We start from the raw sequence: 19,035 nt of genomic DNA on the forward strand, positions 1-19,035 counted from the left end.
CGTCATCGAACAAAAGCACGAACCGTCGCCCCTGCCGACGGGGCGGCCTCGCTGAAGCCGAGCGACATGTAGAACGCAGTCAGTCCGGGACCGGCATCGGTGAGCAGAACGGTCTGTCGGACATCGGCGAACGGTTCGAGGACGCGAACGACGAGTTCAGCCCCGATACCGCGCCGCTGCATTCCTGGATCGACGAGGACGTCTTGGAGGTGGACAATCGTTCCGAAGTCACTGACCACGCGCGCCATTCCCACGAGCATCCCTGCCCGGCGAGCACAGACGACGTGCGCAGAGTTGAGCACACTGCGGAGCAGCCGTTCCGGATCGCTTGTATAGGCAGACCATCCGACCGAGTCATAGAGCTTGAGCAGCTCACTGCGCGAAGGCAGAGTATTCGACGAATACGTGATCCCAGATCGAGTCTGATCACGGAAATGACGGCGATCATGCCAGCGCAATTCATCCCTGACGCCTGTCTCCCATTCCTCGCGCAGGATCGCATAGCCGACCGAATCCAGAGGATCGCCACCAATGACTGGCCACGAGCGGCGGTAGTGAGCTTATCGCGAAGCCAATCGGAGGTCGAACAGCGGAGTCTCGTCACGAAGATCCTCGAGGCGGACGATGCCGATCCGACCCAGCTCGCTGTGGACGAGCCAGAACGTTTCGGTCTCCTCACTGATGAAGTAGCCGTCCGCGATCCGTTCGCGCACTTCTTCCTTCGACCAGACGGACAACTTGGCGTGGAAGGGGAACTCTTCCGTGGTGTAGAAATCAATAAGATGATCATCGTCGCGGCCATGTGGATCGACCCGGGTCAGCTTCACACTCATGCGCATAGACTAGTCGGTGCGCTCTCGCCGCGGTTCAATGAAGAGGTGCGAGAGCCTGAGCGCGCGATCAAGGAGTCCAGTCATGAGCCTCGAAGGTGATCCATTCGATTACCACGTCACCGAGTCCGGGGGCCTGCTCATTCGCCGAGGCGGCCGAACCGTGATGGAACTCGGCGGGAAGAAGGCTGCCGCACTCATCCCCAAGCTCGGCCGAGACGACGAGAGCGATCAGCAGCTGTTGGCACGGGCGACGGGAAACTACCGGCACGGCAGCGAACGGCAGCTCGGACGGCATTGAATCTGGCTGGACGTTCGTTCAGCTCTTGGTACTGTATGTGATATGAGTCAAACGACCGTCAGCGAATTCTCCCGAGCCACCGCAGTCACCCGTCACGGTGACCACAGCTTCACCGCCGAGCTCGATGCCGGCTGGAAAGTCGCCGGCGCCGTCAACGGAGGCTACCTCCTCGGAGTCGCCGGGCAAGCCCTGCGTGCCGTCAACCCGAGCACTCCGGACCCTCTCGTCATCTCGACCTTCTATCTCGGGCCCAGCAGCGAGGGGTCAGTCGACATCACCACGCGCACTCTGCGCGAAGGCCGATCGACGGCGAGCTACGGCATCGAACTCGTCCAGAACGGGGCACCGACGATCTCTGCGATGGCCACGATGGGCAACCTCGGCGAGCTTCCCGACGATGTCGGCACGACAGCCACCCCGCCCCACCTGCCACCACCGGAAGAATGCGTCGGTGTTGCCGAAGCCAGCGAGGACTTCAAGAAAGCGGCACCGCTGATCGAACGGTTCGATATGCGACTTGACCGGGCCACCGCCGGATTCGCGGTCGGCAAACCCAGCGGTCGCGGAGTGCTCCAAGGTTGGATTCGGTTCATCGATGGGAGTGACCCGGACCCTCTGTCCCTGCTGACCTTCCTCGACTCGTTCCCGCCGGTGATGTTCGACCTCGGTCGCTTCAACTGGGCACCGACGATGGAACTGACCGCGCACGTCCGCGCACTGCCCGCTCCCGGATGGATCAGCGCACGACTGTCCACTCGGAACATCGCTGGCGGCATGTTCGAAGAGGACTGCGAACTGTGGGACTCGGCCGGCCGCCTCGTCGCTCAGTCCCGGCAGTTGGCGCGCCAGCCCCGCGGGTGACGCGTCGATGACGGCGGATAACCGACGATGACGCCTTCGATGTGCCATGTCGGTGGGGTGCTCTAGAGTCGGGTCAACACCGATCCGACTGTGAAAGGACAGCGCTCATGGCATCGCTGGCATCTTTGAGCATCACCTTCGACTGCCTCGATGTGGAAGCTCAATCGATATTCTGGGCGGACCTCCTCGGCGCCGACATCGACCCCGGCGCCAACGAGTTCGTTGCGAGCATCGGGGGAGTCCACAACAGCGAGTCACCGACCCCGGGAATGCTCTTCCTCAAAGTCGACGAACGCGCGGAGGGGAAGAACCCTCTGCACATCGACCTCGACGATCCGCACTATCCGGCAGACGTCGACCGCGCGGTCGCCTTGGGCGCGCACAAGCTCGCGTCCTTCGACGAATACGGGATCGAATGGACGACCTTGAAAGATCCCGAAGGAAACCTCTTCGACATCGGCCGACGAAAACTGGACTGAGCCTGATGCGCCTGATCCGATCGTCAGGTCGTCTGCATGATCAGTGAGGCTCAGCATGACCCTGCCGTTGACCGATCCGAGCAATTCCCCGAACGAACGACGAGGGCTCGAAGAGTACACGCGGCACGCCGGGCATGCGGACATCTTGCGCGAGGACATCGACGGTGAGATCGGCGACTGAGCCGCAGGCTCCCAGCCACAGGTTGATCAAATAAGCTGGGAGGTATGACGAACACCCCAGTGACTGGAACCGACACTGCGCCGAAACGATCCAAAGCACTCCTGCCGCTCGACCTGATCCGCGGATTCCTCATCGGCAGTGCCGAACTCGTCCCCGGGGTCTCCGGCGGAACTATCGCCTTGGTCACCGGAGTCTACGACCAGCTGATCGACTCCGCAGCGCACGTCGTTTCGGCGGCGAAGATCTTGGTGACAGGACCGAACCGTGTCGCGGGAGCACTGGCGGAGCTGCGGCGCACCGACTGGTTCCTCGTCATCCCGGTTCTGGTGGGGATGGCAGTGGCCGTATTCACCATCGCCGGTGTCCTGGAATCCTTCGTCACCGGCAATCCCGAACTCTCCCGAGGACTGTTCTTCGGTCTCGTCGCCGCCAGCATTGCGGTGCCGCTGCGCATGTTGCCGGCACGCTCTTCGCGGCAACCAGTGCTCCTCGGCGTTCTGGCCTTCATCGTCGCTGCCGCTCTCGCGTTTTTGATGACGAGTCTGGCCGGCGGGGCCGATGTGCAGAACCCACCGCTCATCGCCGTCTTCTTCGTCGCCTCGATTGCCATCTGCGCACTCGTGGTTCCAGGAGTGTCCGGATCATTCTTCCTGCTGGCAGTCGGCATGTACTCGACCACACTGCGCGCCGTGGACACACGCGATTTCGGGTACCTCGGAATCTTCCTGCTCGGCGCAGTCGTCGGCCTAGCGGTCTTCGTCAATCTCCTCAAGTACTTCCTGCGCAATCACCGGTGGTGGACACTCATCGTCATGGCAGGACTGATGTTCGGGTCCCTGCGCGCACTCTGGCCCTGGCAGTCATCTGCCGAGGTGGGCGCCGACGGCAAAGAACACGGGGCAGGCGGTCTGCTGGCTCCCGTCGACCCGGTGCTCGGCCCGATTCTGCTCGCCGTTCTCGGCGCGGCCGTTGTCGTCATCCTCATCGTCGTCGAGGCGAAATCTGCGTCTGCGAAGGATCAGGCCGACGGCACCGATTCTTCCGTGGCGTGAGAGCAATAGAGTTTGTTCAAATTTTTCTCACGATCCATTCAGAAAACGGTCAGCGCCCACTAGGGTAAGAGAGTTGAATCACTGTCATCCTCGTTGACCAGTTCTCTGGAGACATATGCGCCTGCGCACCCTGACCTCGTCCTCGCTCGCCCTCGCTCTCATCGTCACCGGTCCCGCGGCCGCCTCCGCGACCGGCCTCGGCAGTGCCGATGCCCCCACCGACTCGCAGGTGGCGGAGACCGGGGAGCTGACTCTGTTGGCCACGACCGATGTTCACGGCCACGTCCTCAATTGGGACTATTTCGCGAACAAGCCCTACCCGGCAGGGGAGGAGCTGGGCATGTCCCGAGCCTCGACGCTGATCAAGGGAGTACGCGAGGACAAGGGTGCCGACTCCGTGCTCCTCGTCGACAACGGCGACGCCATCCAAGGCAGTCCGTTGGCCTACTACTACGCCAAACAGGAGCCGATCACGACCAGCGGCCAAACACACCCGCTGGCCAAGACCTACAACCATCTGGGATACGACGCACAGGTCGTCGGCAACCACGAATTCAACTACGGCCTCGACCTGCTGTCCACCTACAGCGACCAAGTCGACTTCCCGCTTCTCGGCGCCAATGTCATCGACGACGCAGACGGCCAAACCCATCTGGACCCGTACGCGCTGGTCGACAAACAGGTCGATGGTGAGACGATCACCGTCGGCGTCCTCGGCGTGACCACTCCCGGCAGCCGAATTTGGGACAAGAACAACTTGTCCGGAAAAGTGCACTTCGACGATCCCGTCGAGACAGCCCAGAAGTATGTCCCCGAGATGAAACAGAAGGGCGCCGACGTCGTCGTCGTGCTCTCCCACTCCGGCAAAGATCCGAACGGACAGAACTGGGATCCGGACCAACTGCAGGAGAACGTCAGCACTTCGGTGGCGAAAGTTCCCGGAATCGATGTCCTCGTCGCCGGCCATACCCACCAGAACGAACCCAGCCAAGTCGTGACCCGCGATGACGGCAGCCAGGTGCTCATCACCCAACCGAACTACTGGGCCCGTTCGGTCTCAGAGGTGGGGCTGCCGATCAACCTCGACACCCACCACGTCGACTGGGGCGAGACCGAGCCGCACGCAGACGCTCTCGCCACCCAAGGCGAAGTCGCTGAGGATCAGGAGATCAAAGACCTCGTCGAAGAGCAGCACCGGACCACGATCGATTACGTGAACACGAAGATCGGCTCGGTGACCGAAACACTGTCGGCGAAGACCTCATACTATGAGGACACGGCGATCCTCGACTTCATCTCTCACGTCCAGACTGAGACGGTGGAAGAAGGACTGAAAGGAACGGACTATGACGATCTTCCCGTGATCTCACAGGCATCTCCCTTCAGCCGCACCGCAGAGTTCCCGGCCGGCGACATCACAATCCGAGACGTGGCGGGACTCTACGTCTACGACAACACTCTTGCCGGAGTCGAGATCAACGGTGCCCAACTGCGCGATTACCTCGAATACTCGGCACGCTATTTCAAACAGACCGAGGAGGGCGCCGAATTCGACCCGATCGACGGTACGAACGCGATCAACGAAGTCTCGGAATCTCCGATCCCGGACTACAACTACGATGCTCTGGCCGGAATCGACTACGACATCAATGTCTCCAAACCGACCGGGGAGAGGATCGAGAACCTCACGCAGGCCGACGGCAGCGAAATCGGAGACGATGACCGGTTCATTCTCGCCATCAACAACTACCGTCAGTCCGGGGGAGGCGGCTATCCGGTCGATGGACTCAAGGAGGTCTACAACGGACAGGTCGAGGTTCGTCAAGCCCTCATCGACTGGGTCGAGGAGAAGCAGATCGTCGACCCCGCCGACTTCTTCGTCGAGAACTGGCAGGTCGTCACCAGCAGTCGTTCACCTGGCGGAGACGATGACGATTCCACTGACAGCGAGGATTCCGACAGCTCCGGCGAAGCATCAGCCGAGGCAGATTCGAATGGATCCGATGGTGATGAGTCCGATGCAGGTGGGACCTCCGACGCGGCGAACGGAGCCTCCGACGGTGGTGCTTCGGGCAGCAATCCTGGAGACGGCGAAGCTGACGACTCGGCAGTTGGCGCAGGCGGTGGCGCTGACCTGCCACGGACCGGTATCGAGCTTGCCGCAAGCATCGGCATCGCCGCCGCGATCATCGCACTCGGTACGGCTCTCGTGTACTTCTCACGCCGCCGTCGCCGTTGAGCGACCGGCTGCAGCGGGTGGGACTCAACGATCAGAAAGTCGGTCGAGCGTCCGGTCCATGTTGATCGGGTTCGCCTCGGCGGCAACTCACGTAGAGTGAGAGTGACAGCAGTCAGCTTCGAAGAAGGAGAGAGTCAAGCATGGCCAACACAGCATTTCAGGGATCTCCGGTCAAGACCGTCGGCGACCTGCCCGCCAAGGGCGAGCAGTCCCCGGCCTTCAGCCTCGTCGGCAGCGACCTCGGCGATGTGAATTCCCAGGATCACTCGGGCAAGCGCGTCGTGCTCAACATCTTCCCCAGCCTCGATACTGGGGTGTGCGCCGCCTCGGTGCGCAAATTCAACGAACTCGCCGCGGGCCTGGAGAACACCACCGTTCTCTGCGTGTCCAACGACCTTCCATTCGCCCAGGCTCGCTTCTGCGGTGCCGAGGGCATCGAGAACGTGGTCACGGCATCGGGATTCCGCAGCTCGTTCGGCAAGGACTTCGGCGTGACCATGGTCGATGGCCCGCTCGCCGGTCTGCTCGCACGGTCCGTCGTCGTCCTAGATGAGAAGGGCACCGTCACGTACACGCAGCTCGTCGACGAGATCACGACCGAACCCGACTACGATTCGGCAATCGCGGCTCTGGGAGCCTGATCTCCTCTTCGCAGGTCGGAGCAACGACCTGCTCAGAGTGAACCGGGCGGGACTCACACGACTCCCGCCCGGTTCGCCTTCAGTCAGCAACGTGTGCCGATACGAGTCGTTGTCTTGTTTGCCTACAGGCAGCACATGCCGATAGTCGGCACATGCAGACGCGCTCACATGTCGACGACGGTGATCGGCAGGGCATAGTCGACACCGGCGAGTTCTCCACCGCTCGTGGTGATTCCGGGAATCATGTCCTTCGGAGCCGGATGGTCGCTGAGCGCGTTCAAATACACCTTGTGCGCCTCGAGGGACCGCACACCACGATTGACGTGCTCAGCCGTGAGCGCCACGGCGTGTGTGGGCTGTGCTCCGTTGATGAGCAGTCGATCCGCCTTCCACGCTTCGAGTCCCCCGTCCTTGAGGTCGGTGAAGACCCAGGGATTGTCGGCATCACGGATCGCATCGACGGCGGCGACGCCGGCATGGCGATGGTCGACGTGATTGAGTCCCCACTGAACCTTGAGGTCGAAGGTTGTCACGACGACCGCATTCGGTCGGAATTCACGGATCTTCCGCGCTATTGCCTTTCGCAACTCGTGCGTGGGTTCCAGCAGACCATCCGGGAAGTCGAGGATCTCCAGATCGTCGACGCCGACGATATTGCACGCCCGACGCTGCTCATCCGCGCGCAGCGGTGACACCTCCTCAGGGGCATGTTCCGGATCCCCGCCTCCCCGCGGGCGAGCAGGAGATAGGAGACCTCCTTGCCTTCATCGGTCCATTTTGCCACTGCCGCCGAACCGCCGTATTCCATATCGTCGGGGTGCGCGACCACGCAGAGCACGCGGTTGATATCAGAGTCATCGAAAAGCGGGATCTCAGTCATGATTCCAGGCTAGGCGGCAGCTCGCAGTTGCGCTAGAGAGCGGGGACGAGCACGCGATTGGGTACGATATGGATGACCCATGGATCGAGTGAAGGCAGACGATGATCAACAGACCACTCGTAGCGGTGACGCTGGCCCTGGGGCTGGTTCTCAGCGGATGTTCGGCGTTCCGGGTCAGCAGCTCGGACGATGCGGGATCCAAGCCGGCGAACGTGGGGATCGGCGACGGGCAGTCACCTTCGCCGACAGCAACCGGTCCGACGATTCCCGATGGCATGAGTGAGACCACTGTCGAACTGGGTGGACAGTGTCCCGTCGAAGTCAGCTTGGCCTTGAGCGCTGACTGGGCCGACGGGTATGGGTACGACGGATATCGACTCTATGAAACCGAATCCGGAGCGATCATCACGGTCAACTGTCTCGACGATGACGAGTCGACACCACAAGCATTGGTGGACAAGGCACGAGAACGGATGTTCAGCACTTCGGGGTCGTCCATGGGCAGCGAGTCCACCGGTTCACTCAGCGGGGGAGAGTACTGGGTCTTCCACGGCACGCTGGCTCCCGACGATATGCGAGCAGTCGACAAAGAGGATTCCGTGATCTTCGGTGCCGTTGCCGGAGTGTCCGTTGACGGCCGACTATTCAAAGTCAGCGTCGACATGCTCGCGCAAGCCGATGACACCGAGGCGCAGGACCAGTTCCGACAGATGCTGCCGACGGTTCGCCTCGACGATCAGGTGCTCAACGCTCCAGACCTGCGCTGAGGCTGCCGACCGACCGACATGCGTTTGAGCAGTTCCCGGGCCGCAATCCTTCCCGCTCGGGTGGCTCCGACCGTAGAACTGGCCGATCCGTAGCCGACGAGGAACAGCCGTGGATCGTCTTTCACCGCGACCTCGGTGTCCATGGAGATCCCGCCATCCGGTGTGCGAAGGCGCAGCGGCGCAAGGTGTTTGAGCGCCGCCCGGAACCCTGTATTCCAGAAGATCACGTCGACCTCTTCGTCTCGTGGTTCGTCGAAGGGAGCCCATGACTCGGGAATTGCCAGATGGTCGCTGGCTGAAGGGCCGAGACCCTCCGCCGAGGTCGGCAGCTCGGAGCCGCCGATTCCGGGGAAGTGGACACCGTGCGGAAAGATGCGGTCGAACATGCCGCGAGAGACCAGAATTCCCGTGTCGATTCCGTCTCGGAATTCGCTGCGGATCGGCAGCCCGGTGGTTCGGACGACGCTGGCAGGGGCCATACCGGACAGTGTTCGTTCCCGGACGGCTCGTTCGACTTCTAGGCCCCACTGGCCGTCGAATTCTCTGGATGTGAAGTTCGGGGGACGTCGCGTGGCCCAGAGAGTGTCGGTCACCTCGGCGAGTTCGAGGAGAAACTGGGTGGCGGAGATTCCGCCGCCGACGACGAGTGTGCGCAGTCCCCGGAAGTCTTCGACATTACGGAAGTTCACGGTATGCAGCTGGTGGCCCTCGAACTCGGCGATGCCGGGGACGAAGGGGACATAGGGGTGGGTCCAGGTGCCGGTCGCGTTGATGAGAAAGTCGGCGGAGAGCGTCACCTGTCCGCCGTCGACGGCGGCGGTGATCATGAACCGTCCATGACCTGGCGCTTCGGATCGAACTGTTTCCACTTCAGCTGGGCGGATGACGCAGAGCTCGAGCTCGCGTTCGAACCGGGAATAGTAGTCGGAGACGATCTTCGAGGCGGGTACGTTCGGATCAGGACAGCCGAGCGGGAATCCGGGAAGGTCGGAGATGTGGTTGGTGGTGCCCAAGGTCAGGGAGTCCCACCGTTCGCGCCAGGCACCACCAGGGCCGTCTCCGGCATCGAGGATGATGAAATCCTTGCCCGGTGCGAGGCCGTCGCGCCAGAGGTAATGTGCTGCGGACAGTCCGGCTTGGCCCGCACCGATGATGACGATCGGCCAATGAGAATCGATCAGGAGCTCGTTGATTCGGCACACCATGAGGCCATTGTTTCAGGTTGCTGTCGTCAAGGCCCTACTGCCCTCACGAATGCGATGTTCTGATCAATTCCGGCCGATGACTACCGCATCATCGAGCAGATCGGGCGCAGTCTGGCCCGCGGGGATTGGAATAGCAGTCTTCGTCGACGAGGTAGCGGTGATAGCGGTAGACCTCGATGCCGATGTCGTTGCTGGCGACGTGAGCGAATCCGTCGATAGGAAGCCAGGGGCCGCCGTCGACGGAGAATTCTCCGCTGAATGTCGCAGTCATCGACGCCGACACTGTGCCCGACTCTTGATATTCGTGTCCGATCTGTGGGGCGCCGCCAGGCAGCGGCTTCGCACCCTTCGAGGTGGTTGTCGTGCCCGATCCGTCTCCGAAGTCCCAGTTGAAACGCTCTGGGGTGACTTTGACTTTGACGGCATAGGTCAGCAGCGTCATGTCGATATAGCTGACATCGGTGTCCGTCCAGAAGGCAGCCGGTTTGCCGACGACGGCCCAATCCTTGGGCCAGGCATAGATTGTAGGTGCCGGAATGTCGAAGTTCTGAAACTGCGATTCGGGGATGTGAGTCGGGGGATCGGGTCGAGCCGGTGCACCTCCGCCACCGCCTCCACCACCGGGGCCGGGCTCACTCACACACAGATAACCGACTTCTTCCGTCGGACAGTCAGGCAGTCCACCACCGCCGCCTCCGGAACCACCACCGCCGGAGCCTCCACCAGAGCCGCCACCTCCGGAGCCTCGGCCACCCCCAGAGCCACCTCCGCCCGGAGGCGGTTGGGGTGGAGGGGGCTCTACTACTGTGCATTTCTTTAGGCTCAGCGCACTGCACCCTGGTCCTGACTGGACGTTGGCTGGTGGCCCAAAACCGCCAATTAGGGCCAAACAGAGAAGCGAAGTGATGAAGCCTATTTGCCGCAAGGCGTACTCCACAAACTTTGAGACTCTATTTTCCAATCGCTGCTATCAAGTTGAGCAAGAAACCTAACACGGAGCGGTTCGGGGTCGCGTTCTGGTAGCGGTTCGCCAAGGCTAACCTCGGCAAACGTGGAATTGTCAACACAGGTGAGAACAGTTACTTCGTCTGTTTCTGAACCTATGTCTTGTATTACTCGATCTTCAATGCGGAACTCGCCAGCCATGTACTTTCGGCTCTTCTTGAGTTCTTTCGAGTCCTGTTTGAGGGTCTCGAGCGCTTCGCCTTTTGCGGAAGCATCAATATTCTGAGTATTTTGGCCACCGCTTGAAAATGCTTCGTTCAAAGTCGCCACATATTTGTCCAACGCCACCAACGCGCCCTCTACGGCCTTCTTCTCCTCTTTGTCGAGGTCAAGGCCGGTTTCGTAATCGGGGATGGCCACCTCGGCGGGGTCATCAGTCGACGATGCGTCCGGATGCTGAGCGGGCAGAGTCGACGTCGGTGCGGCTACCGGGGAATTATCGGCGCAGCCGACGACCGAGACCAAACTCAGCGCGCAGAATACGGCAACGAATACTTGGGCGGGTCGACGGTACGGTCGGGACGATCCAGTTCTCATTCCACGCCTCTGTGGTCTGCAACTGCGGCGCGACCACGGCGGCCGACACCCGGATTCCCTACATTATTCGACAGGAGCGCTTTTTAGAACAGGCGAAGTCGAATCTGTGGATAACTCACGTCCGAGTGCGTGGATGCACCGATCTGTCTGCGACGATCCCTACTTCTTCGCAGCTTTTGCCGCCTTGGCCGCAGCCTTCTGCTGCTTCTTGAAGGCACGCACCTCTTGCAGAGTGACCTCGTCGACGACATCGGCGATCGAACGGCGGGCGTCTGCGTCTCCGTAGTCACCTGCGGCCTCCTGCCAGCCCTCCGCCTGAAGTTCGAACTGCTTGCCGAGCAGGGCCAGGAAGATCTTGGCCTTCTGTTCACCGTAGCCGGGAAGCTTCTTCAGACGTTTGAGGACCTCAGCACCGCTGGGGTCACCCTCAGTCCAGATCGCCTCGGGATTCCCGTCGTAGTCGTCGATGATGGCTGCCGCGAGCTTCTGCACGCGTCCGGCCATCGACTTCGGGAATCGGTGCACCGCGGGAGTCCGCGCGAAGATGTCGAGGAAATCATCCGGATTCATCGCTGCGATCTCGTCGATGTCGAGCTTGCCCAGTCGGTCAGCGAGCTTGGCCGGACCCGCGAAGGCACTCTCCATGGTCACCTGCTGATCAAGCAGCATTCCGACGAGCAGGGCGAAGCGGTCTTCGGCCAACAGCGCATCGGCCTTCGGGTCTCCGGACAGGAACAGTGAAGTCATGTCCCCATCTTCGCACGCCTGCCCCCGCCCGATATCATCGACAGATGATCTGCCCCTGCTCCGGAATGCCTCCGGGTACCGACTACGACGATTGCTGCCGCCCGGCCCTCGACGGTGAAACCTGGCCCACCACCGCTGAAGCGCTCATGCGCTCCCGCTACACTGCGTTCGTCCGCGGCAACGAAGACCACCTCTTCCGCACCTGGCACGCCAAGACCCGACCCGGCGATGTCGGCGTCGATGACGCCACCACATGGCTCGGCCTCGAAATCGTGTCCACCGCGGGCGGGGGAGTCGACGATGCCACCGGCACTGTGCACTTCCGCGCGCGATTCCGGGACCACCTCGGCGATCATGTCCTCGAAGAGAACTCCTCCTTCGTCCGCAGAGCCGGCCGGTGGATGTACCTCGAAGCCCTCGAGACCTGACCCGACTACTTCGAGAATCGACGATGGCTGTGCCTATACTGGTATCCGGCGCATCCAACGCCCAGCCGAGGTCGTGTTCCCAGCACACCGACTGCATGGCGAAGGGGAGAGAATCCTCGGACGAAACCGGCACGGTGATTTCCTGACCAGGTTTCGTGCTGGGGGAGACTTGGTCGCCAAAGGAAGCGACACCATGACCAAGGACAAGGATTTCAAGAATCTCGTTCGCACACGGATGACCGAAACCGGTGAGAACTTCACCACGGCCCGCACCGCGCTGATCGCCGCGAAACAGAACGCCAACCGCAGTGCAGTGCCCGGGTCCACTACCGGTCGCGGAGCCACCATCGACCCGGAGATCGCACGGTTTCGGGCGAAGACACTGAGAACATTCATGCCCGACGGGCGCCTCGTCGCCATTCCGACGAAACGCCGCGCCCTCGTACTCGTCCTCATCGAGGTGCTCGCCGCCCTTGAACCGGATCGGGTCTACAGCGAGAAACAGCTGGGCGCCATCCTCAGTGATTTCCACCCGGACTTCGCCCTGCTGCGGCGTGAACTCATCGACTACCGCCTGCTCGAACGCAATGCCCACACCGGCGAATACTGGGTCAACCCGAACCCGCCGACCCATACCGGATCGCAGGCGCAGGAGATGGCCGGACTCGAGGTATTTCTGCGCTGAACCGGCGACGGCGTATCCTTGAAGTTCGAAACACACACGGGCAGACACGAGGAGCATCCATGGCCTACCACGCCGATTCGACCGATCTCGACGAAAAAGAGATTCTCAGCTGGGACATGTTCGGCCGGTCGGCGCGGGAAATGGCACAGACCATCGCGGATTCCGACTACGATCCCGAGATCGTCATCGCCGTGGCCCGCGGTGGACTGCTGCCTGCCGGAGCACTGGCCTACGCCCTCGGGCTCAAGCTCTCCGACGCCATCAACGTCGAGTTCTACACCGACGTCCACGAGACCCTGCCGGATCCGATCCTGCTCGCCCCGATGCTCGACATCGAAGCGATCAAGGGCAAGAAGCTGCTCGTCGTCGACGACGTCGCCGACTCCGGACGCACCCTGGCCCTCGTCCTCGAGCTGCTGCGCAAACACGGCGCGGAAGCCCAGTCGGCCGTCATCTACGCGAAGTCCGCGTCGATCATCGACCCGGACTTCGTGTGGAAGCGCACCGATCAGTGGATCGTCTTCCCCTGGTCGGCCGAGCCGCCGGTCGAGCCCAGCAAGTAAGCCGACCGAATGGAGGAGACACGGGACATCGCCGCCCCGTGCGGACGTGTGCGTGCCCACGTCTTCGACGATGTGATCCGCGCACGGGGCATCCGCTATGCCCGGGCAGGCCGTTTCCTCCCTCCCGTCGATGAACCTCCGGTGGACGTCATCGACGGCGGTCAGCCCGGCCCGGCGAGCCCGCAGCTGCGCCGCGACCCGAATGCCGGAATGACCTTCGATCAACTCGGGGGGCTTCCCATCAGCGAAGACTGCCTGCGCGTGAGCGTGACTATGCCGAAGGACACCACCACCGAGGCGGGGCTGCCCGTCCTCGTCTGGATCCACGGCGGAGCCTACGTCGCCGGCGCCGGCGACGCGGAGATCTACAATCCGCACGCCCTGGCCGCCGAGCAGAACATCATCGTCGTCTCCGTGACCTACCGCCTCGGAGTCCTCGGATACCTCGGAACCGGGCGAGACGAACACCTCAACCTCGGTGTGCTCGATCAGATCTCCGCACTGCGCTGGGTGCAGAGGAACATCTCCGCCTTCGGAGGCAACCCGGACAATGTCACGGTCGCCGGACAGAGTGCCGGAGCAGACGCCTGCGCGCACCTCATGATCGCCGACGGGACCGCAGGACTCTTCCGACGGGTGCTCATGGCCTCAGCTCCCTTGGGACTGGCCGGCGGCACGGACGCAATGAACTGGGCGATGGGGAAAGTCGCCCAGAAGATCGACCCGGCAGCCGGCATCGATGACATTCTCCAAGCGCAGGAGGAAGTGCACAAAGCCGCCCTCGTCGGAGGCCTGCACGCCGGAATGTGCTTCGGCGTCCGCTACGGTCAGTACCCTTTGCCATCACGCTCGAACGCAGCCGAAGCCTGGGCTGCAGTCGCCCCGAAATTCGACGTCCTCATGACCCGCACGGAACGCGAGATGGCCTTCTTCGCCGGCTTCGTTCCCGCTCTGCGTCGCCTCCACGACCGCACACTGACCTCCCCGATGCTCGAATCCCTCATCTCCGGCATCACCTCGGCGGTCTATACCCGGGCCGGACGCGAATTCTACGACCGTCACCGGATGTCCGGCGGTCAGGGCGCCCGCCTGCTCATCGTCTCCCGCGGAGACGGCAGCTTCTTCGACGCCGCCCACTCCGGAGACCTCCCGCTGATCTTCCCCGGCGAGATCTGGCACGACTCCTTCCTCGACTACGGAAAGACCACCGATGTCGCCGGTCCCGAGCTGCGCCGGATCTGGGGAGAGTTCGCCACCTCGGGCAGCCTGCCGCGCGTGCGGGTGCCCGGCCTCATCGACATCATGGGCTGAACGATTCAACTGCACGATCACCGTCCTGCGTCCCCGGTCTGTCGTCTTTTCACAACTGTCGTGTCACCGGCGTGCACTACCGTTGGATCATGGACGCACATCAGATCTCGGCAGCCCGTCTGATCTCACAGGGACTCGTCGGTCCTCCGCCCTCATCCCCAGGAACCGGCCTCTCACCTGCCGGAGCCGTCGTGGAACATCTCGGCTGCGTCCAAGCGCAAGCCCTCGGCGGAGCGCTGGTCTCCGTCGCACTACGGCTGGGGCCCGACCTCACCGCGGGCGTCGCCGCCGTCCGAACCGCCATCGATTCCGGAGAGATCGTGCGGTCGTGGACTCAACGCGGCACCATCCACCTGACCACGGCCAAGGACATCGGCTGGATCCTCGGCCTCACCGGGGCGCGGACCATGAAATCCACGGCCAAGCGGCGTGAGCACTTCGGCATCACCGACGCCATGCTCGACACTGCAGCCGAACTCGCCACAGCAGCCATCCGGGAACGGGGACCGCTGACGCGCGACGAGCTGCTCGACGCATTCGCTCCCATCGGCGCCGGAGACGAATACGGCCACGCCCGGTACCTCATCACCTCCCTGGCGCTGCAGAACATCATCGTCCAAGCCCCCATGATCGAGGGCAAGGACGACATGAAATACGTGCTCACAGCCGATTGGGTGCCCACACCTGCGAAGTTGGACGCCGACGCGGCCGACCACGAATGGATGAGACGCTTCGTGACCAGCCACGGACCGGTCACGGTCGACGACGCGGCACGCTGGACGGGACTGCCGAAGACGAGGATGAGAAAGGCCATTCAGGCCGGAGTCGATGCCGGCGAGATTGTGAGCTCCGATATCGACGGCACCGCCTACGTGCACGCACCGGATCTGGAGGGCCGGCTGGCCGAATGGGAGGCTGCGGCGCAGGAGACCATGTTGCTGCCGGGATTCGACGAGATCATCCTCGGCTACAAGGATCGCAGCGCCACGCTCGACCCGGTCCACGAAAAACTCGTTGTGCCCGGCGGCAACGGAATGTTCAAGAACACAGTTCTGACCGGCACGCGTGCGCGCGCCACGTGGAAGCGATCACCTCGCAAGACCGGTCCGCGAGTCCTTGTCGACACATTCCCAGGGGAGAGAGTCGACCTGGAGGCCGTCGAATCGGTGAGCGCAACCCACTCGGCCTTCGTCTGAGAACGCAATCACGACCGACGATGGACGAACTCAACACGACGCGCACACCGTTGGCCGGCCGGGTGGCCGCGGCTGACCGACCGGGATCGACGCCGCAGAACATCGCCGTCGGAATCATCCTCAACCCCAAACACCCGGCGACCCTGCGGGCGTATGCCGAACTGGTGCCGGAACTGCGCAACGCCGGCGCGCACTACCGAAGCATGACGACCACTGTCGAACGCTCCGGTCGGTGGCAGGCCGAACAGCTCATCTCGTGGGGAGCCGACACCGTCATCATCCTCGGTGGGGACGGCACCATCCGAGCGACAGCGCCGGTGCTCGCCGAGGCGGACATCCTGACGTTCCTCGTCCCGACCGGGACCGCGAACGTGCTCAGCCGCCATATCGGCCTCCGATCCTGCCGGCACGCGATCGAGCATTGCGTGAGCACGATCGCGTCGTTCATCCGTGACGGCGCTCCGCCGAACCTCCGGAACGTTCCGATCAATACTGCGGAGTTCCGGACGGCCGACGGCGCTCGACATGGAACCGTCTTCATCAGCCTTGCAGGAATCGGGGGAGATGCCCGGGCCGTCGCCCACCACCATGCCTCACTCGGGCTGCTCGGATACGCCTGGGGAGCCGCGCGGGCCCTCTTCGCCGCAGATTTCACCGCGAGCGCGGGAGACAACGCATGCATGAGGGATACCGCGAGCACGTGGGACAACACAAACACAGGGGAGGGAACCGCATCGAGACCGGTTTGGTCGGTGATGGCGTCGAAGGTCGCTCGTCCTGCAGGACCCATCGCCGTGTTCCCCGAAGCTCACGTCGATGCTCAGACCTTCTCCATGCTCACCGTCGGTCCGTTCCCGCACTCACCCATGGCGCGGTGCCGAGCCTGGGCAGGAATCGCCGCGGCATGCCTGCAGGGCAGACCGGACACCCACCCGCTCATGAACTATCGCCGCACGACCGAGACGACGGTCACCGTCGAGTCACCGGTACCGGCACAACTCGACGGAGACCTCATCGGCGACTGCCTGGAACTGCGGGTGAGCGCCGGTGAGAAGACACTGCGGGTATCAGCGCCGGCGTCGTGAGGTGCCGAAGATTCCGCGTGCGATCTCGCGTGCCGCGGTCCTTGTGAACTGTTTGAACGCCGAGGACTTCACCACCTGGGAAAACAGGTTCTCGTCGTCCTTCTTCGCCGACTTCTTCCCGGACGCCGACGCCCTTCGAGCGGATGAGCCGCACGGTCTGCGTCACCGGCTGGAGGAAGGCCTTCGACGGGCCGGCGAAGAGCAGGTGGGCTTCGTCGAAGAAGAACACAAGCGAGGGCTTGTCCGGGTCGCCGACCTCCGGCAGGTCCTGGAACAGGTCGGCCAGCAGCCACATGATGAACGTGGAGAACAGGGCCGGCGACTGACTGAGTTTCTGCAGTTCGAGCACAGAGACGATTCCGGCACCGTTGTCGTCGGTGCGCAGCAGATCAGCGGTGTCGAATTCCGGTTCGCCGAAAAACACGTCGCCGCCCTGGGCCGCGAGTTCGGAGATCTTGCGCAGGATGACGCCGACGGTGGCCTTCGACGCCCCGCCGAAGCCTTCGAGATCGGCTTTTCCCTCGTCGGAGTTGAGGAATTTACACAGCAGCACCGAGGTGATGGAGGAATTCTGCATGGATCCGCAGGTCCGTGCCCAGCTCAGGATGGAAGCTGGCACCCCACACCGAACCCTGCCGAACGAGGACGGGCACATCGTCATGACGGGCGAGCACCTCGGTGTCGGGCCCGAGTTCGAGGATCTGCGGAGCCCGGATGAATGTGCCCTCGACCGGTTCGTCCAGGCCATGGACAGTCAGCGGAGCGGTGAAGGACTCGCGTTGTCGACCGTAGGCGTTGCGGGCCACGGTGACGTCCAGGCCGCCGAGGCGGTCGTACCCGCCCAGCGAATCGTCGCTGAGCCGGTCGGCCAGGAGAATGAGCCCAGCGCACGTGCCGAAGACCGGCAGACCGCCTGACATCCGTTCGCGCAGTCTCGCGAAGAGATCCGTGCCGGCGGCGATGCGCACCATGGCTGTGGACTCTCCGCCGGGCAGGATGAGTGCATCGAGGTCGGCGAGGTGTTCGGACTTGGTGACCCTGAGGGTGTCGACCCCCAGGGAGCCGAGCATGAGCAGATGCTCACGGAAGGCTCCCTGGAGGGCGAGGACGCCGACTCTCACCAGCCGCGCTCGGCCAGGCGGTGCGGTGCGGGGACATCGGCGACGTTGATGCCGACCATCGCATCGCCGAGCCCGCGCGAGGCCCTGGCCACTGCGTCAGAGTCGTCGAAGTGCGTGGTCGCCTCGACGATGGCCTTCGCACGAGCCTCCGGGTTGCCGGACTTGAAGATGCCGGAGCCGACGAAGACGCCGTCGGCACCGAGCTGCATCATCATCGCAGCATCTGCCGGGGTGGCGATGCCGCCGGCGACGAAGGTCACGACGGGCAGACGGCCGAGGCCGGCGACCTGCTTGACCAGATGGTACGGGGCGGCGATCTCCTTGGCCGCGACGTAGAGCTCGTCGTCGCTCTTCGCCCCCAGTGCACGGATCTCGGAGTTGATGGTGCGCAGGTGGCGCATCGCTTCCGAGACGTCACCGGTGCCCGCTTCGCCCTTCGAGCGGATCATCGAGGCGCCCTCCTGGATGCGGCGCAGCGCCTCACCGAGGTTGGTCGCACCACAGACGAACGGCACTGTGAAGACGGACTTGTCGATGTGGTTGACATAGTCGGCAGGGGAGAGGACCTCGGATTCGTCGATGTAGTCGACACCGAGGGTCTCGAGAATCTGGGCCTCGACGAAGTGTCCGATGCGGGCCTTGGCCATCACCGGGATGGATACGGCGCCGATGATCGAGTCGATGAGGTCGGGGTCGCTCATCCGAGCGACCCCACCCTGTGCGCGGATGTCGGCGGGGACGCGTTCGAGTGCCATCACAGCGGAGGCTCCCGCCGCCTCGGCGATGCGTGCCTGCTCTTCGTTGACGACGTCCATGATGACGCCGCCCTTGAGCATCTGAGCCAGTCCGGTGTTGAGCAGGGTCTGTGGTTCGGTCATTGTGGTGTAGATCCATTCACTGTCGCGGAGTCGATCCGGGTTG

General features: G+C 63.0%; 22 protein-coding genes and 2 pseudogenes. 14 read left to right on the forward strand and 10 right to left on the reverse strand.

Features of this window, described 5'->3' with window-relative positions; all coding sequences use genetic code 11:
• Positions 1-2: 2 nt before the first annotated feature.
• Together BLIN9172_RS03420 and BLIN9172_RS03425 are read right to left on the reverse strand one after the other, a co-directional pair.
• Positions 3-458: a GNAT family N-acetyltransferase gene (locus BLIN9172_RS03420; RefSeq protein WP_338077662.1), complete on the reverse strand. Its 456-nt coding sequence runs from the start codon at positions 456-458 to the stop codon at positions 3-5.
• Positions 459-560: 102 nt separating this feature from the next.
• Positions 561-833: a hypothetical protein gene (locus BLIN9172_RS03425; protein ID WP_180956938.1), complete on the reverse strand. Its 273-nt coding sequence runs from the start codon at positions 831-833 to the stop codon at positions 561-563.
• An 82-nt stretch (positions 834-915) separates the two neighbouring features.
• Between BLIN9172_RS03425 and BLIN9172_RS03430 the strand changes: the two genes are divergently transcribed.
• From BLIN9172_RS03430 to tpx, 7 genes are all read left to right on the forward strand, one after another.
• Complete coding sequence (locus BLIN9172_RS03430; RefSeq protein ID WP_101553858.1) at positions 916-1,131, forward strand: hypothetical protein; 216 nt, start codon at positions 916-918, stop codon at positions 1,129-1,131.
• A 42-nt stretch (positions 1,132-1,173) separates the two neighbouring features.
• Positions 1,174-1,992 carry a thioesterase family protein gene (locus tag BLIN9172_RS03435; RefSeq protein WP_101553859.1) on the forward strand — a complete coding sequence of 273 codons (819 nt, stop codon included), beginning with the start codon at positions 1,174-1,176 and terminating at the stop codon, positions 1,990-1,992.
• Between the two features lie 107 nt (positions 1,993-2,099).
• On the forward strand, positions 2,100-2,471 hold the full coding sequence (locus tag BLIN9172_RS03440; RefSeq protein ID WP_101553860.1) for a VOC family protein: 372 nt from the start codon (positions 2,100-2,102) through the stop codon (positions 2,469-2,471).
• A gap of 55 nt (positions 2,472-2,526) precedes the next feature.
• Positions 2,527-2,652 (forward strand): mycothiol transferase, encoded by a 126-nt coding sequence (locus BLIN9172_RS03445; protein WP_101553861.1) that lies wholly within the window; start codon positions 2,527-2,529, stop codon positions 2,650-2,652.
• A gap of 44 nt (positions 2,653-2,696) precedes the next feature.
• Positions 2,697-3,704 carry a DUF368 domain-containing protein gene (locus BLIN9172_RS03450; protein WP_025778169.1) on the forward strand — a complete coding sequence of 336 codons (1,008 nt, stop codon included), beginning with the start codon at positions 2,697-2,699 and terminating at the stop codon, positions 3,702-3,704.
• 115 nt (positions 3,705-3,819) lie between these two features.
• On the forward strand, positions 3,820-5,943 hold the full coding sequence (locus BLIN9172_RS03455) for a bifunctional metallophosphatase/5'-nucleotidase (protein WP_101553862.1): 2,124 nt from the start codon (positions 3,820-3,822) through the stop codon (positions 5,941-5,943).
• A gap of 140 nt (positions 5,944-6,083) precedes the next feature.
• Positions 6,084-6,584, forward strand: coding sequence for a thiol peroxidase (tpx, locus tag BLIN9172_RS03460; RefSeq protein WP_101553863.1), 501 nt, complete (start codon positions 6,084-6,086; stop codon positions 6,582-6,584).
• A gap of 164 nt (positions 6,585-6,748) precedes the next feature.
• Here the strand turns inward: tpx and BLIN9172_RS03465 are convergent.
• Positions 6,749-7,464 (reverse strand): annotated as a pseudogene (locus tag BLIN9172_RS03465) (PIG-L deacetylase family protein).
• A gap of 101 nt (positions 7,465-7,565) precedes the next feature.
• On the opposite strand from BLIN9172_RS03465, the gene BLIN9172_RS03470 reads away from it, so the two are divergent.
• Positions 7,566-8,231: a hypothetical protein gene (locus tag BLIN9172_RS03470; protein WP_101593750.1), complete on the forward strand. Its 666-nt coding sequence runs from the start codon at positions 7,566-7,568 to the stop codon at positions 8,229-8,231.
• Here the strand turns inward: BLIN9172_RS03470 and BLIN9172_RS03475 are convergent.
• The 4 genes from BLIN9172_RS03475 to BLIN9172_RS03490 all read right to left on the reverse strand — a co-directional run bounded on the left by BLIN9172_RS03475 (position 8,201) and on the right by BLIN9172_RS03490 (position 11,725).
• On the reverse strand, positions 8,201-9,436 hold the full coding sequence (locus BLIN9172_RS03475; protein ID WP_101553865.1) for an NAD(P)-binding domain-containing protein: 1,236 nt from the start codon (positions 9,434-9,436) through the stop codon (positions 8,201-8,203). The genes BLIN9172_RS03470 and BLIN9172_RS03475 overlap by 31 nt on opposite strands.
• Before the next feature lie 88 nt (positions 9,437-9,524).
• Entirely contained in the window at positions 9,525-10,076 is a 552-nt protein-coding gene (locus BLIN9172_RS03480; protein WP_025778175.1) for a hypothetical protein, read from the reverse strand.
• 272 nt (positions 10,077-10,348) lie between these two features.
• Entirely contained in the window at positions 10,349-10,801 is a 453-nt protein-coding gene (locus tag BLIN9172_RS03485; RefSeq protein WP_101553866.1) for a hypothetical protein, read from the reverse strand.
• Between the two features lie 336 nt (positions 10,802-11,137).
• Entirely contained in the window at positions 11,138-11,725 is a 588-nt protein-coding gene (locus BLIN9172_RS03490; protein ID WP_101553867.1) for an HhH-GPD-type base excision DNA repair protein, read from the reverse strand.
• Positions 11,726-11,769: 44 nt separating this feature from the next.
• Here BLIN9172_RS03490 and BLIN9172_RS03495 point away from each other — a divergent pair, with 44 nt between their 5' ends.
• The 6 genes from BLIN9172_RS03495 (at position 11,770) to BLIN9172_RS03520 (ending at position 16,993) form a co-directional block, all read left to right on the forward strand.
• Positions 11,770-12,153: a YchJ family protein gene (locus BLIN9172_RS03495; protein WP_240811969.1), complete on the forward strand. Its 384-nt coding sequence runs from the start codon at positions 11,770-11,772 to the stop codon at positions 12,151-12,153.
• Positions 12,154-12,346: 193 nt separating this feature from the next.
• Positions 12,347-12,838: a DUF2087 domain-containing protein gene (locus tag BLIN9172_RS03500; protein WP_101553869.1), complete on the forward strand. Its 492-nt coding sequence runs from the start codon at positions 12,347-12,349 to the stop codon at positions 12,836-12,838.
• Positions 12,839-12,897: 59 nt separating this feature from the next.
• Positions 12,898-13,401 carry a phosphoribosyltransferase gene (locus tag BLIN9172_RS03505; protein WP_025778180.1) on the forward strand — a complete coding sequence of 168 codons (504 nt, stop codon included), beginning with the start codon at positions 12,898-12,900 and terminating at the stop codon, positions 13,399-13,401.
• A 9-nt stretch (positions 13,402-13,410) separates the two neighbouring features.
• Entirely contained in the window at positions 13,411-14,712 is a 1,302-nt protein-coding gene (locus BLIN9172_RS03510; RefSeq protein WP_101553870.1) for a carboxylesterase family protein, read from the forward strand.
• An 89-nt stretch (positions 14,713-14,801) separates the two neighbouring features.
• Positions 14,802-15,908, forward strand: a complete 1,107-nt coding sequence (locus tag BLIN9172_RS03515; RefSeq protein ID WP_101553871.1) for a winged helix DNA-binding domain-containing protein — start codon at positions 14,802-14,804, stop codon at positions 15,906-15,908.
• Positions 15,909-15,928: 20 nt separating this feature from the next.
• Positions 15,929-16,993: a diacylglycerol/lipid kinase family protein gene (locus BLIN9172_RS03520; protein ID WP_101553872.1), complete on the forward strand. Its 1,065-nt coding sequence runs from the start codon at positions 15,929-15,931 to the stop codon at positions 16,991-16,993.
• Between the two features lie 121 nt (positions 16,994-17,114).
• On the opposite strand, the pseudogene BLIN9172_RS03525 reads toward BLIN9172_RS03520, so the two are convergent.
• The 3 genes and pseudogenes from BLIN9172_RS03525 to pdxS all read right to left on the reverse strand — a co-directional run.
• A pseudogene (locus tag BLIN9172_RS03525) lies at positions 17,115-17,534 on the reverse strand (helicase HerA-like domain-containing protein); the annotation flags it as partial.
• A complete protein-coding gene (gene pdxT, locus BLIN9172_RS03530) occupies positions 17,533-18,114 on the reverse strand; it encodes a pyridoxal 5'-phosphate synthase glutaminase subunit PdxT (protein WP_308297934.1) in 582 nt (193 codons plus the stop codon). The pseudogene BLIN9172_RS03525 and the gene pdxT, both read right to left, overlap by 2 nt.
• The gene (pdxS, locus tag BLIN9172_RS03535; RefSeq protein WP_101553874.1) at positions 18,111-18,992 is read right to left on the reverse strand and encodes a pyridoxal 5'-phosphate synthase lyase subunit PdxS; all 882 of its coding nucleotides are present in this window, start codon (positions 18,990-18,992) and stop codon (positions 18,111-18,113) included. Before pdxS ends, pdxT begins: the two co-directional genes overlap by 4 nt.
• Positions 18,993-19,035 lie beyond the last annotated feature (43 nt).

This window comes from Brevibacterium linens ATCC 9172 (assembly GCF_900169165.1).
Classification (GTDB): Bacteria; Actinomycetota; Actinomycetes; order Actinomycetales; family Brevibacteriaceae; genus Brevibacterium; species Brevibacterium linens.